This is a genomic window from Sphingobium aromaticiconvertens (genome assembly GCF_037154075.1).
Classification (GTDB): domain Bacteria; phylum Pseudomonadota; class Alphaproteobacteria; order Sphingomonadales; family Sphingomonadaceae; genus Sphingobium; species Sphingobium aromaticiconvertens.
Genome location: NZ_JBANRJ010000001.1, coordinates 3,098,982 through 3,111,457, shown reverse-complemented (window position 1 = coordinate 3,111,457; position 12,476 = coordinate 3,098,982). Strand labels below are relative to the sequence as shown.

Annotated in this window: 13 protein-coding genes; 7 read left to right on the top strand and 6 right to left on the bottom strand. The window is 59.2% G+C overall.

Annotated features, from left to right (window positions below):
- Positions 1 to 34 precede the first annotated feature (34 nt).
- Positions 35 to 1,384 (bottom strand): NADP-specific glutamate dehydrogenase, encoded by a 1,350-nt coding sequence (gene gdhA, locus WFR25_RS14825; protein ID WP_336971942.1) that lies wholly within the window; start codon positions 1,382 to 1,384, stop codon positions 35 to 37.
- 590 nt (positions 1,385 to 1,974) lie between these two features.
- On the opposite strand from gdhA, the gene WFR25_RS14820 reads away from it, so the two are divergent.
- The 5 genes from WFR25_RS14820 (at position 1,975) to WFR25_RS14800 (ending at position 6,429) form a co-directional block, all read left to right on the top strand.
- Entirely contained in the window at positions 1,975 to 2,370 is a 396-nt protein-coding gene (locus WFR25_RS14820; RefSeq protein WP_336974909.1) for a DUF983 domain-containing protein, read from the top strand.
- Positions 2,371 to 2,405: 35 nt separating this feature from the next.
- On the top strand, positions 2,406 to 3,791 hold the full coding sequence (locus WFR25_RS14815; RefSeq protein WP_336971941.1) for an aminotransferase-like domain-containing protein: 1,386 nt from the start codon (positions 2,406 to 2,408) through the stop codon (positions 3,789 to 3,791).
- 110 nt (positions 3,792 to 3,901) lie between these two features.
- On the top strand, positions 3,902 to 5,293 hold the full coding sequence (locus WFR25_RS14810) for a cytochrome ubiquinol oxidase subunit I (RefSeq protein ID WP_336971939.1): 1,392 nt from the start codon (positions 3,902 to 3,904) through the stop codon (positions 5,291 to 5,293).
- A 6-nt stretch (positions 5,294 to 5,299) separates the two neighbouring features.
- Positions 5,300 to 6,307 (top strand): cytochrome d ubiquinol oxidase subunit II, encoded by a 1,008-nt coding sequence (gene cydB / locus WFR25_RS14805; RefSeq protein ID WP_336971938.1) that lies wholly within the window; start codon positions 5,300 to 5,302, stop codon positions 6,305 to 6,307.
- Positions 6,307 to 6,429, top strand: coding sequence for a DUF2474 domain-containing protein (locus tag WFR25_RS14800; protein ID WP_336971937.1), 123 nt, complete (start codon positions 6,307 to 6,309; stop codon positions 6,427 to 6,429). Before cydB ends, WFR25_RS14800 begins: the two co-directional genes overlap by 1 nt.
- 7 nt (positions 6,430 to 6,436) lie before the next feature.
- Here the strand turns inward: WFR25_RS14800 and WFR25_RS14795 are convergent, their stop codons facing one another.
- The gene (locus WFR25_RS14795) at positions 6,437 to 7,429 is read right to left on the bottom strand and encodes a TauD/TfdA dioxygenase family protein (RefSeq protein ID WP_336971934.1); all 993 of its coding nucleotides are present in this window, start codon (positions 7,427 to 7,429) and stop codon (positions 6,437 to 6,439) included.
- A 259-nt stretch (positions 7,430 to 7,688) separates the two neighbouring features.
- Between WFR25_RS14795 and WFR25_RS14790 the strand changes: the two genes are divergently transcribed.
- The gene (locus WFR25_RS14790; protein ID WP_336971933.1) at positions 7,689 to 8,276 is read left to right on the top strand and encodes a TetR/AcrR family transcriptional regulator; all 588 of its coding nucleotides are present in this window, start codon (positions 7,689 to 7,691) and stop codon (positions 8,274 to 8,276) included.
- Between the two features lie 11 nt (positions 8,277 to 8,287).
- Here the strand turns inward: WFR25_RS14790 and WFR25_RS14785 are convergent, their stop codons facing one another.
- The 4 genes from WFR25_RS14785 to WFR25_RS14770 are packed head-to-tail and all read right to left on the bottom strand — an operon-like array spanning position 8,288 to position 11,528.
- Entirely contained in the window at positions 8,288 to 9,061 is a 774-nt protein-coding gene (locus WFR25_RS14785; protein ID WP_336971932.1) for an SDR family NAD(P)-dependent oxidoreductase, read from the bottom strand.
- Between the two features lie 54 nt (positions 9,062 to 9,115).
- The gene (locus tag WFR25_RS14780; RefSeq protein ID WP_336971930.1) at positions 9,116 to 10,357 is read right to left on the bottom strand and encodes a cytochrome P450; all 1,242 of its coding nucleotides are present in this window, start codon (positions 10,355 to 10,357) and stop codon (positions 9,116 to 9,118) included.
- A gap of 15 nt (positions 10,358 to 10,372) precedes the next feature.
- A complete protein-coding gene (locus WFR25_RS14775) occupies positions 10,373 to 10,834 on the bottom strand; it encodes a hypothetical protein (protein WP_336971928.1) in 462 nt (153 codons plus the stop codon).
- 13 nt (positions 10,835 to 10,847) lie between these two features.
- Entirely contained in the window at positions 10,848 to 11,528 is a 681-nt protein-coding gene (locus WFR25_RS14770; protein ID WP_336971927.1) for an SDR family NAD(P)-dependent oxidoreductase, read from the bottom strand.
- Between the two features lie 278 nt (positions 11,529 to 11,806).
- Between WFR25_RS14770 and WFR25_RS14765 the strand changes: the two genes are divergently transcribed.
- Complete coding sequence (locus WFR25_RS14765) at positions 11,807 to 12,448, top strand: TetR/AcrR family transcriptional regulator (RefSeq protein ID WP_336971926.1); 642 nt, start codon at positions 11,807 to 11,809, stop codon at positions 12,446 to 12,448.
- The last annotated feature ends 28 nt before the right edge of the window (positions 12,449 to 12,476 follow it).

Here is a 12,476-nt window from a genome sequence, read left to right as displayed (position 1 = left end):
CCACTATCTGGCAGGCAAGGCGGCGGCTAGGTTATTAGATCACTCCCATGGCCTGCATCGCTTCAGCCACCCGGACGAAGCCGGTAATGTTGGCGCCAAGGACATAGTTGCCGGGTGCGCCATAGGTTTCGGCGGTATCCGCACAGTCATCGTGGATACGACGCATGATCGCGGCAAGGCGCGCCTCGGTTTCTTCAAAAGTCCAACTGTCCCGCGATGCGTTCTGCTGCATTTCCAGCGCTGACGTAGCGACGCCGCCCGCATTGGCTGCCTTCGCCGGGCCAAAGAGAATGCCCGCTTCCTGAAACAGTCGAACCGCCTCGGACGCGCATGGCATGTTCGCCCCTTCACTTACGGCCATGACACCATTGCGGATGAGCGAGGTCGCGTCATTGCCATTGAGTTCATTCTGGGTGGCTGACGGCAAGGCGACGTCACAAGGGACATCCCATATCGATCCCTGTTCCGTATAATAGGCCCCGGTTCCCTTGAGCTGTACATATTCCGCAATCCGCTCACGGCGAACAAGTTTGATTTCCTTGAGCAGATCGAGATCGATCCCTGCCTCGTCGACGATATAGCCAGAGGAATCTGAGCAGGCGATGACTTTGCCGCCAAATTCAGTGATCTTCTCTATCGTGTAAATGGCGACATTGCCTGAACCTGACACGACCACCCGTTTGTCGGCGAGGTCGATGCCTTTTCTCTTCAGCATCTGATCAACGAAATAGACCAGCCCGTAGCCGGTCGCTTCCGTGCGTGCGCGTGAGCCGCCGTAGATCAGCCCCTTGCCGGTCAGAATGCCCGCTTCGAAGCGATTGGTCAGGCGCTTATACTGGCCGAACAGGAAGCCGATTTCGCGGGCACCCACGCCGATATCGCCCGCCGGTACATCGGTATATTCGCCCAGATGCCGGTGGAGTTCGATCATCAGCGACTGACAGAAACGCATAATCTCTCCATCGGAGCGGCCACGCGGATTAAAGTCCGACCCGCCTTTGCCGCCACCGATCGGCAGGCCCGTCAGGGCGTTTTTGAAGGTCTGTTCAAAACCAAGGAATTTGATAATTCCGATGTTCACCGAAGGGTGGAACCGCAATCCGCCCTTATATGGGCCGAGAGCCGAGTTGAACTGGACGCGAAACCCGCGATTAATCTGGATTTGTCCCTTATCATCAACCCAGGGAATGCGGAAGATGATCTGCCTTTCTGGCTCGCAAATCCGCTCGATCAGGGCATTGTCGACATATTCCGGATGCTTGGCAATGACGGCGCCCAGGCTTTCAAGGACTTCTTCGACAGCCTGATGGAACTCCGTTTCGCCAGCATTCCTCCTCAAGACATCATCAAAAATGGGAAGCAATTTCTCGTCAATACGGGGCAAATTCTACTCCTCTGGTCAAAGTGAATGATTTCGTCGGCAGGCAGTGCGCATGCCGATCGATGGAGGCGCACGGACATTTTTGTCGGACTGTGCGGCCTTGGCGATGGTCAATCCAACGGCCCTGGCGGATGCCAGGCAGGCCCGCGCCGTTCGTCCAATGCCAAATTGTTCAGCTTATCGACTTCAATGGCGATGCATTGCACTGGCGGCTGCCAGCGCGAAGCATTTGCGGTCATGCTGAGGGCTTTCGGGAGAGAAAGGTCGCGCGGACATCCGGTTAGGGATGTCGATCTGTCGAGTGTGCCCCGAGTTCGGGGCATGCCGCGCCGAACTCGGGGCTAGATGCCCGCGAGCAGCTGCCCCCCGTGGTGGCGAAATCGCAAAAATTGAATTCGGACACTCATGGAATGCCAATGGACTTCGCTGGAACCTGAGTCAAATTTTAGCCACCGCTTCACCTTGTATGCTTATGATTATCCATACATAATACCCTAGACATAGCATGCAATATTCCATACATACGGATCATCGAGATTTGCAATAGGTGCGACGTGTCCAACCAAATTGATGCCGACAAATTCCGCTGGATCATGAAAAGCGGATGGAAGGGCCTTTGCCCGCGCTGCGGTCAGGGAAAGATGTTTTCGTCCTGGTTGAAAGTGGCCAAGAAATGCGATGCTTGCGACCTGGACTACAGGTTTGCCGCGCCTGATGATGGTCCGGCCTTCTTCTCGCTCTGCATCGTGGCTTTCCCGCTCACATTCGTGGTCGTCTGGTTGCAGGTAGTGTTCGAACCGGCCTGGTGGGTCCATCTGTTTACATCAGTACCGTTCATGCTCGCGGGCTGTCTGTTGCCGCTCCGGCCGATCAAGGGGTGGCTTGTCGCGTCGCAATATGTGAACCGTGCGCAGGAAGCAGGCACGTCGAAGCTGTGGGATCAACTGCATGGCCGCGCCCCGGATGCGGGAGGGAATTTCGATGATTGAACTGTATTGCATGCTAATTGAGGTGTACTAAAGCCATGCAAAGATGGGCTCCGGACATCGGATCATTTTCTGGCCCGAAGTATCTGGCCATAGCCGAAGCACTTGCGCGCGATATTGAGTCCGGCGCCTTGGGTGCTGGCACTCGTTTGCCGCCGCAGCGAGCGCTCGCCGGAGCGCTGGGTGTCGACCTTACGACGGTAACGCGCGCTTATGGGGAAGCGCAGAAGCTCGGCTTGATCGAGGGCGATGGACGACGTGGCAGCTTCGTGCGCGAAAAGCCGTTGGCCGCATCGAAGGTTCGGTACAGGGATAACGGTGACGTTGGTATGAATGCACCGCCAGAGGTTCCTGGGGGACTGCTGAACATCGAGTTTCGGCGGTCGGCCGAAGCGCTGCTGGCGTCGAATGATGTCACGGCCCCATTTCAATATCAACCGAGTGGCGGGCTGCCGATCGCGCGTGAAGCAGGCGCCACTCTGCTCATGAATCGCGGCATTCCCTGTGAAGAGGATAGCGTGTTGATCGCCGCGGGCGGCCAGCATGCGCTGCATGCGATATTCAGCGCTGAACTAAAGGCGGGCGATTTACTGGCGGTCTGTGCCTTTGCCTATCCGGGCTTGCTCGCACTTGCGCGCAGATATGGTGTCCGGTTGCTGGTGATCCGCTCCGATGAGGAGGGCATGGACCCTGAAGCGCTGGAAGCTGCATGCATTCAGGAAAATCTCCGCTCACTCTATGTCGTGCCGACGAATGACAATCCAACTACGATTACGATGGGCATAGAGCGGCGGAAAGCTCTCGCTTCTGTCGCGGTTCGGCACGGACTGATGGTGATCGAGGACGACGCCTATGGCATGTTGCCTGAAAGGTCACAGCCGCCGATTGCTTCATTTGCACCCGATTGCACCTGGCATATTGCAAGCGTCTCAAAGATCCTCACGCCGGGGCTGCGTGTCGCCTGGCTTCGCGCCCCGGATATTTCAAAGGCTTGGCGTCTTTCGGCCGATATGCACGAGACAGCGATCATGGCCGCGCCGCTCAATGCCGCGATCGTGGTAGACTGGTTGGACAGGGGTGTCTTCCAACAATTGGTCAACGCAGTTCGGACAGAAGCGCGGCATCGTCAGGCATTGGCGCGTGAATGCCTGCCACCAGGGTCTTTCATGGCAAATGAGGAAGGCTATCATCTTTGGGTTCCGCTGACGCCGAATATAGACCCCGGACAAATCGCCGGCGCGGTTCGCACATATGGCCTGTCCGTCATCGGTAGCGATGCTTTCGCCGTTGAACGCACCGGGGCGGCACCCGCGCTGCGGGTATCAATCGGGGGCACAATCGCGCGCGAGCGTTTGGAGCGAGGGTTACGCCTGCTGGCTGCGTTGATCGGCTCGGACGCCACGGGGAAGATATCACTGGTGTAGCGGAGCTGGGAGCCTTGTGCTCCAAGAACGGTTACGTGTGCAGCCATAGTTGTGTGAGATTTTTGCCCCGGACCAAGATGACGACATATAACTAGACAAAGGATCCAAAGATGGGAGACGAAGCACTATTCCTTGCGCGCGTGCAGTTCGCGTTCACGGTTTCCTTCCACTTCATCTTTCCGGCCTTTTCCATCGGCCTTGCCAGCTTCCTGATGGTGCTGGAAGGGATGTGGTTGAAGACGGGGCGAGGCGTCTATGCCAATCTGTATCGCTATTGGCTCAAGATCTTTGCGGTCGCATTCGGCATGGGCGTCGTGTCCGGCATAGTGATGTCCTATCAGTTCGGTACGAACTGGTCGGTTTTCTCGGAAAAAGCTGGTCCGGTCGTCGGGCCGCTCATGGCTTATGAAGTGCTGACGGCCTTTTTTTTGGAGGCAGGCTTTTTGGGGGTCATGCTGTTCGGCATCAACAAGGTCGGGCGCAAACTCCATTTCTTTGCAACGTGCATGGTCGCGCTGGGCACCTTCATCTCGGCGACCTGGATCATCAGCACCAATAGCTGGATGCACACGCCCACTGGCTTCTCGATCAACGCGCACGGGCAGTTCGTGCCCGCCGGTTCGTGGTTGCCGATCATCTTCAATCCCAGCTTCCCATATCGCCTGACCCATGTCGTTATCGCTGCCTACCTGACAACCTCGCTTGTGGTTGCGGCCGTGGGGGCGTGGCACCTGCTGCGGGATCGCTCCAATCCGGGCGCGCGCAAGATGTTCTCGATGGCGATGTGGATGGTCGCGATTGCGGCACCTGCCCAGATCCTGGCCGGAGACATTCATGGTCTCAACACGCTGGAGCATCAGCCCGCCAAGGTGATGGCTATGGAGGGGCATTATGACAGCCATCCCGACGGGGCGCCCCTGATCCTGTTCGGCATCCCCAATCCGGGGGAAAAGCGTATCGACTATGCGATCGAGGTGCCCAAGGTATCGTCGCTGATCCTGAAACATGACCTCAATGCCCCATTGGCGGGTCTCGACACAATTGCCGACGATCTTGAGCCTCCCTTGCCGGTCGTGTTCTGGTCGTTCCGCGTGATGGTGGGTTTGGGCATGGCGATGCTCGCGCTTGGTCTGTGGAGCATCGCCGCGCGAGTGCGGCGGCAGTTCTATGATTGGCCCACGCTGCATCGGGCGACGGTCATAATGGGGCCTGCCGGGTTCGTGGCGGTCATTGCCGGTTGGATAACCACCGAGGTCGGGCGGCAGCCCTTCACGGTGTACGGCCATTTACTGACATCCCAGTCGCACTCGCCCCTCCAGGCTTCGGCGGTAGCGGTCTCGCTGCTGACTTTCGTTGTCGTCTATTTCATCGTCTTTGGCGCCGGCACTTATTATCTGCTCCGCCTGATGGCCCAGCCGCCAACCCCGCATGAGAGCGAACCCTCTTCCACCCCGCAGCGTGCGGCAGGCATCACGCCCGCGCCCGCTCTGACGAAGGAGTGACTGGCGATGCCGTATGTTTTTGATCTTGCTACCGTCTGGGCGTTCATCCTCGCCTTCGCCATCTTCGCCTATGTGGTGATGGACGGTTTCGACCTTGGCATCGGCATCCTCTTCCCGACCTTCAAGGTGGGTGAGGAACGGGATCAGGCCATGAACTCTATTGCACCGGTGTGGGATGGCAATGAAACCTGGCTGGTGCTGGGCGGGGGCGGGCTGATGGCGGCATTCCCGCTGGCCTATGCCGTCATCCTCCCGGCAACCTATCCGTTGGTGATCGCAATGATGCTCGGCCTGATCTTCAGGGGGGTGGCGTTCGAGTTTCGCTGGCGCGATCCCCGCCATCGTCCCTATTGGGATTTGGCCTTTTGCGTTGGGTCTGTGGCAGCGACGCTGGCCCAGGGGATCATGCTGGGCGCCATACTTCAGGGCATCCGTGTGGAAAACCGGGCTTATGCCGGTGGCATATTGGACTGGCTGTCGCCCTTCAGTCTGCTGACCGGGGCCGCACTGCTTGCCGGATACGCTTTGCTGGGTGCGACATGGCTGATCGGTAAAACGCATGGATCGATGCAGGAGCATGCGCGCAAGATGGCATTTCGGCTCGGCATCGCGACCCTTGCGGCAATGGCGGCCGTCAGCGCGGCAACGCCATTCCTCGCGATCGACTATTGGCGCCGCTGGTTCGAAATGCCGGGCGTGCTGTTCACGGCGCAAGTCCCCCTCGCTACGATCGTCTTCGGCTTCCTCTTCTTCTGGAGCCTGAAGCGTGGCCGCGAGCGACTGCCGTTCCTCGTCACCCTCATCCTTTTTGGACTGGGCTTCATTGGACTTGGAATCAGCATGTTCCCCTATGTCGTGCCGCAGGCGTTGACGATCTGGGACACCGCGGCCCCTGAAAAGAGCCAGTCATTCATGCTGGTGGGAACCGTTGTCATCCTGCCCGTGATCCTCGCATACACGGCCTGGGCCTATTACGTCTTCCGTGGAAAGACAGTGACGGAAGGCTATCATTGATGACCGACGAAACGCCGCCGCCCTTCTGGAAACGGCTGGGTTGGTTCATGGCAATCTGGCTGATGAGCATCGTTGCCCTTGGCGCTGTCGCGGGCATCATCCGCTGGTGGCTGCGTCCCTGAACATATTTCAATCGACCAGGCGTTTGACCTGCCGATCACGGTCGAGGGCCGCATCCAGATAGCGGCCAACCTTGTAATCGCCAGCTATGGTGGTGCGCCGTGCGCTGCGTGGGCAATCGAGCGGGACGCCGTTGGCCGAATGGATGACGCGCCAATTGTCCCACACGACCATGTCGTTCCTTTGCCATTTGTGGAAATAGGCGAAAGCGGGGTCTGTCAGATGCGCTGCCAGTTCGGTCAGCAAGGCGGTGCCTTCCGCCTCATCGAGGCCCAGCACATAACGGGCATGCATCGGTGACAGTTTGAGTACCTTACGCCCAGTCTCGCGCTGCGTAATGACAAGCGGGTGGACTACAGGTGGGAAGTCATAGTGCGACCCCGGCGTGTTTTTTCCGCCCATGTCGATCCGGCGGATATTGTCGGGGAAGCCGAACTGGCCCGAACAAAAGTCCGGATTAAATTCGTAGACGACCTCAAGGTCCGCGATTTTCGCCTTCATGCCATCGGAAAGCCGGTCATAGGCCTGAATCGCATCAATGAAACCGGTTTCGCCCATGGTACGCGCCGGAAGCGTCATGCGGAGTACCGCGCCGCGCACGATGGTCGGCATGAAGCTCTGGTCCCAGTGCCATCCGAGCCAGCCGGCACGGTCGATGCCATCGACCGTGTAGAATGGATTGGGCTTGCCCAGCGGATCGGCCGGATCATAACCCAGCGTCATCATGAATGCGTTGATGGGGTCATTGAGGTCCGCAGTGGCAGCCGGCTCCATGTCCCCGAAAATAGTGCTGAGGCGCATTTGTGCCTCATCATCCTGCACTTCGCCACGGAACAGGAGAATGCCATGTTCGATCCACGCATCGCGGATTGCGCGCTCAGTGGCGGGATCGAGCGGTTCGCCAAAGTTGACGCCAAGGATTTCGGCACCAAAAGAGGCGTCCAGACGACGGGTTTTAATGGTCGTGTCGCTCAACATGCTATCGGCTCCGGTATAGGACAAGGCGCTGAATATCTTGGACGGCGCGCCAAGTATCAGGCACCGCTTCGCCGATTCGGGCAACGTACATGGCGTTGCCGATGCGAATCATCGGTATATCGATGCCTGCGCATCGCCAGCCGCGCGACATCGCCACCTTGGTTTCGGTACGGGGGTCGACTATGGCTCGTCACAGGCGTGATCATGGGCGCCAACGGATGGGATCGGGGCTTTGACAACGGATAACCGGGAGCAAGCCCCAAATCGGTGGCAGGGTGGTCGGTTGCCGCGCGCGGAAGTAGACCAGCGGATCGCCCGGCTTCTCGACATCGCGCTGGAGGAGTTCGCGTTGCAGGGCTTTGGAGGGACCAGTCTGGATCGGCTTGTCGAACGATCCGGCGTCAGCAAGACGACCATGTATCGTCGTTTCGGAAGCAAGGAGGGGTTATTCACGACGCTGCTGCACCAGAGCGTGAAAGCGATCCGTGACAGCCTTTGGTCGATCGAGTTCGATCTCGACGATCCGCAGGGCACGATCGAGCGGTTCGTCACAGTCTATACCGAGGTGGCCGTGTGCCATCCCCAGGGACGCACGCTGCTGGAAATTGCCCTTGCCGAAAAGCATGCCTTCCCGCATCTGGCCAGGATGCTGGTCGATAACGCCTATGAAGGCTTCCGGCCGATCAGCGATTTTATCGCGCGGTTGATGGAGGCGGGGGTGTTGCGCTCCGGCGATCCGCAGGATGCCGCGTTCGCACTTCAGGGCTTGATCACGCACGGATTCCGGGTTTTGGTGGACGATCTTGCGTTTCTGCGCCGTCCCGGCCGCAGCGCGGACATCGCCCGGCGTTTCCTCAAAGGCTGGTCCTGAACGCGAGCAGGTCAGGACACGGCGTAGCCGCCGTCCACCGTCAGATGATGGCCGGTGATGTAGCTGGACGCCGGGCTGGCCAGAAACAGGATTGCGCGGGCCTGTTCGATTGGATCGGAGATGCGACCCAGCGGGATACGACCGGACGCCATCATCGGTCCGCGCATGGAAATCTCCTCGCCCATTTTTTTCGCGCCGCCGCTGGCGGTGCCGCCCGGCTGGATCGAATTGACGCGGATGCCATGCTCGGCGAATTCGACGGCCGCCGCGCGTGTCATGGCGTCGACGCCTGCCTTGGCGGAATCATAATGGGTGTTGTTGAAGATCGTCGGATGGCTGGCGCTGACGGACGACACGTTGACGATCGCGCCGCCGCTTTCCTGTTCGAGCATGACCTTGATGGCTTCGCGCATCATCAGAAAGGTGCCTCGGGTGGTTACAGCATGCATGACGTCCCATTCGGACGCGGGCATCGCCATGGTGTCGGCCTTGCGCCGGTAGGCCGCGACATTGGCCAGCACATCCAGGCTATTAAACAGCCTGCGGGCTTGGTCGAAGGTGGCGACGACCTGTGCCTCATCGGCGATGTCGCAGACGGCATAGGGTGATCCGGTCGCCGCTGCCGCTTCGCGCACCGCGTCCTCGACGATATCGACGAACAGGACGCGTGCGCCGACTTCCGTGAACAATGTGGCGGTGGCACGACCGATGCCAGAGCCGGCGCCGGTGACGATTGCGGTCTTGCCTTGAAGGTCGAAGACGGAAAGAGCGGCGTTAAGGGACATGATGGTTCCTTGATCGAAGGCGTAAAGTGATATCGCGGCAGATGGAGAAGGGCTTCAGGCATCCCAGACCAGGTGGAGCGAATCCATGCCGTTCACTGCCCCGGAATGGGTGATCGGCGGATGGTCCGGGTCCAACCGGAAATCCGGCAGAACCTTCAGCCATTCTTGCAGGAAGACATGGATTTCCGCGCGAGCCAGGGAATTGCCGACGCATTTGTGCGGGCCGTTACCGAACGTGTTGTGAGCCGGATTACGATCGAAATCGATTTCCAGCGGACGGTCGTAGAGCCTGTCGTCCATGCTGGACATGGAGATGGGCACCATGATCATCTCGTCTTTTTTGAACGACACGCCTTTATAGTCGAAGTCGCGGGTGATCAGGCGGCCAGTGTTGGACAGGCCGAAACGGCGCAGGAATTCCTCTGTTGCCTGCGGGATGATCTCCGGCTCATCGATCAGGCGGCGGCGCTGGTCGGGGTGCTGCGCCAGATAGCGCGTAATGAAGGACAGCATATTGGCGACAGTGTCGAGGCCCCCGAAGAAAACGAGAAGCGCCATGCCAACGACTTCATACTCGCCCTGAAAACGCGGATTGCTGCGCCAACCGGCGATTTTGCTCAACAGGTCGTCGCCCGGATTGATGCCGCGCTCGCCGAGTATCTTCTGGAGATAGGCCACGACCTTTTCCTGCGCGCCCAGCTTTTCGCGGGAATCGGTGGAGGTCATGAACGTGACGCCCCACGAGACGAATTGCTCGCGCTGGTCGAGCGGCAGGTCGACAATGCCCAGGAACATGGTGACGGGCATGATGCGCGCGAAATCCCGGACGAACTCGCAGCCGCCTTGCGGTCTGATTTCCTCGATCAGTTCGCGCGTCAGCATTTCGGCCTTGTCCCGCAGCGTGCGAACACGTGTCGGCGTGAAGAACGGGTTCAGGATCGCGCGATAGCGTGCATGCAGCGGCGGATCGACCGTCAGCGGCGGCATTCTGACGGCGGAGGAGCCGCGCGGGATCGAGAAAATCTCATGGCTGAAGACCTCGAAATTCTCCTGCACGAACCGGACGTCCTCACCGCGCGTCACGATCCAGTGCCCCCCATTACAGGGGGACCAGACGATATCTGGCCCGTCATGCAGTCTGTGCCAGGCGGTATAGACATCGCCTTCCTCCAGCCCCAGCGGATGGAGATAATCGAAATCAACCACCCGGTCCGGCGGCACATGCGATGGCACCGGGACGCGGTCATAGAGCGCCTGATGGCGGGCATAAATATCTGCGGTATCTGTTTCGGTCATGATGGATGAATTCCTTCAGTTCCGGGGGACGTCATCGTAAATCGCCGTCGCCGCGCCGGTCAGATAGACAAATTCGCTGTAAATCCCGGTTGCAGCGCGCGTGTCGACGTAGAGATAGTTGAGTTGCCCATCCATGGTCGCGCCTTTCATCGGCGTCGCGAAGCCGGCATCGGCGACTTGCCGGTTTATCGCTATCCACGCTGTTTCGTCGGCCATGCGAAACCCATGATGATGCAGGCGCACAGCGGCGGGATCATCCGGCACATAGGCTTCATAAATTTCCGGCGCGCCCGGCTGGATCGCGATCAGTTCGATCATGGTGGGGCCGATCCAGGCATGGGCCGCTTCCATCCATTCCGACGTGCGTTTGCGGCGGAAATGCGTCACGCCATGGCTCTTGCTCAGGGCTTGTGTCGCACGATCCAGATCGCGCGCGACAAATCCCATCTGATAGAAGCCGTCAAACAGGGTGGTCATCCCGCTTTCCCCTTCAGCCTATCTGGAAGCCGCCATCGACAACGATGGCCTGTCCGTTGATGTATCGACCGGCATCTGATGCCAGCATCAGTGCTACCGGGGCGACATCGCCCGGCTCACCATAGCCCATGGGAAACCGTTCGGGCCGGACGCCAGGGCCGGTCGGCGGCATAGGGCAGGCTTCGGGGAAGGGGTCTGAAGGAATGGCGCCGACCAATATCGCGTTGGATGTGATGTCTTCGCTGGCGAAATCCATTGCGAACTGGCGGGTCAGCGCATTGGTGCCCGCTCGCGAGGAGCCATAGGCGAAATTGCCGTTCAGGACCGGATGCATGGAACCGATCGTGGAAATATTGATGAGCCGTCCGCCACGCCCGTGCGCCCGTATCGTTTTCACAGCTTCGCGCATCAGCAGATAGGCACCGCGCACATTGGTGCCGTGGACCCTGTCCCATTCGTCCATGGTCAGCGTTTCAATCGACCATGGCCCTGTGATCACCGCGCCGCTGACCAGAATGTCGAGCGAGGAATGCCGCGCGAACAGCGTAGCGACGCCCGTCTCGGTCAATTCCGGATCGGTCTCATGCGTGACGGTCGCGCCAGCCTTGTCGAACAGGTCGGCTATGGCGTGGGGCACCTTGCCTGCACCAATGATCAGCGCGTTCTTGCCAGACAGCCCAAACAGCGAATCCAAAACCACAGCCTCTCCCTCCATTATACTTTTTCGCTGGCGCGAGACACAGGATCGCCGCGTTTCGAGAGTGATATAAGAAACGTGTCTTACAAGGCCAGAGATGATATTGCCGCAGGCGGTGCGCTGGCACTAACATCGCCTATGTGATTGCTGAATCGGCCCGTCGCGGTCCACGCGCTGGCTGGTGCCTTGCGATGGGCCTTTAATTCCGGCTGATACTGATTATAGCATCGTCGCCAGGCTGATCGGCGGTCTTGCGGCATTGGGTTAAGTGAAGAATGATGACGAAAACCCGGTCACGACCGCTGAAGGGAACGCCGCTGGCGTTGATCGAAGCTGCGGAACGCCTGTTCGGTCAGCACGGAATAGAGAATGTCTCGCTCCGCCAGATCCGGCTGGAGGCCTGTGCGGGCAATAATTCGGCGATCAGCTATCATTTCAGCGACCGGGAGAAACTGGTCCGCGCGATTTGGCAGCATCGCCTTCCAGAACTGGACAAGGCCCGCCGCCAGTTGCTGGACCGGATTTATGAACAGGGTATGCAACAGGACGCGCACATGGTGTTGCGGGCGTTGATCATGCCCAATTATGATCTGATGGATTCCGGGGGCGTGCATCGCTACGCCGCTTTTTTCCGGCACGCCCTGCGCTGGCAACAGGGGACCGCCATCCGCAATTCGCAATTGCATGTCACGCCTGCCAGCAGCGAAGCATTGGCGCTTTTCCATGCGCTGCGACCCGATGTTCCTCCGGAATTGCTGGAATACCGGCTCCGTTACGGTGCGTGCACGTTCTTCGACATGATCTTTGAGCGGGACGTTGCGATCGCAGCGGGACAGTCCGTGATGTCTGAAAAGGCGTTTCTCGCCGAGGGCATCGGCATGTTGGAAGCTATCTGCTTTCGTCCCTCTCAGGTCTGACCCGCCCCTCTTCTGGATCGCATATATG

What these genes read in the sequence shown, in the direction of transcription:
- WFR25_RS14820 (WP_336974909.1), top strand. Translation starts at nt 1,975, where the DNA reads ATGAAAAGCGGATGGAAGGGCCTTTGCCCGCGCTGCGGTCAGGGAAAG.
- WFR25_RS14815 (WP_336971941.1), top strand. Translation starts at nt 2,406, where the DNA reads ATGCAAAGATGGGCTCCGGACATCGGATCATTTTCTGGCCCGAAGTAT.
- WFR25_RS14810 (WP_336971939.1), top strand. Translation starts at nt 3,902, where the DNA reads ATGGGAGACGAAGCACTATTCCTTGCGCGCGTGCAGTTCGCGTTCACG.
- cydB (WP_336971938.1), top strand. Translation starts at nt 5,300, where the DNA reads ATGCCGTATGTTTTTGATCTTGCTACCGTCTGGGCGTTCATCCTCGCC.
- WFR25_RS14800 (WP_336971937.1), top strand. Translation starts at nt 6,307, where the DNA reads ATGACCGACGAAACGCCGCCGCCCTTCTGGAAACGGCTGGGTTGGTTC.
- WFR25_RS14785 (WP_336971932.1), bottom strand. Translation starts at nt 9,061, where the DNA reads ATGTCCCTTAACGCCGCTCTTTCCGTCTTCGACCTTCAAGGCAAGACC.
- WFR25_RS14780 (WP_336971930.1), bottom strand. Translation starts at nt 10,357, where the DNA reads ATGACCGAAACAGATACCGCAGATATTTATGCCCGCCATCAGGCGCTC.
- WFR25_RS14775 (WP_336971928.1), bottom strand. Translation starts at nt 10,834, where the DNA reads ATGACCACCCTGTTTGACGGCTTCTATCAGATGGGATTTGTCGCGCGC.
- WFR25_RS14765 (WP_336971926.1), top strand. Translation starts at nt 11,807, where the DNA reads ATGATGACGAAAACCCGGTCACGACCGCTGAAGGGAACGCCGCTGGCG.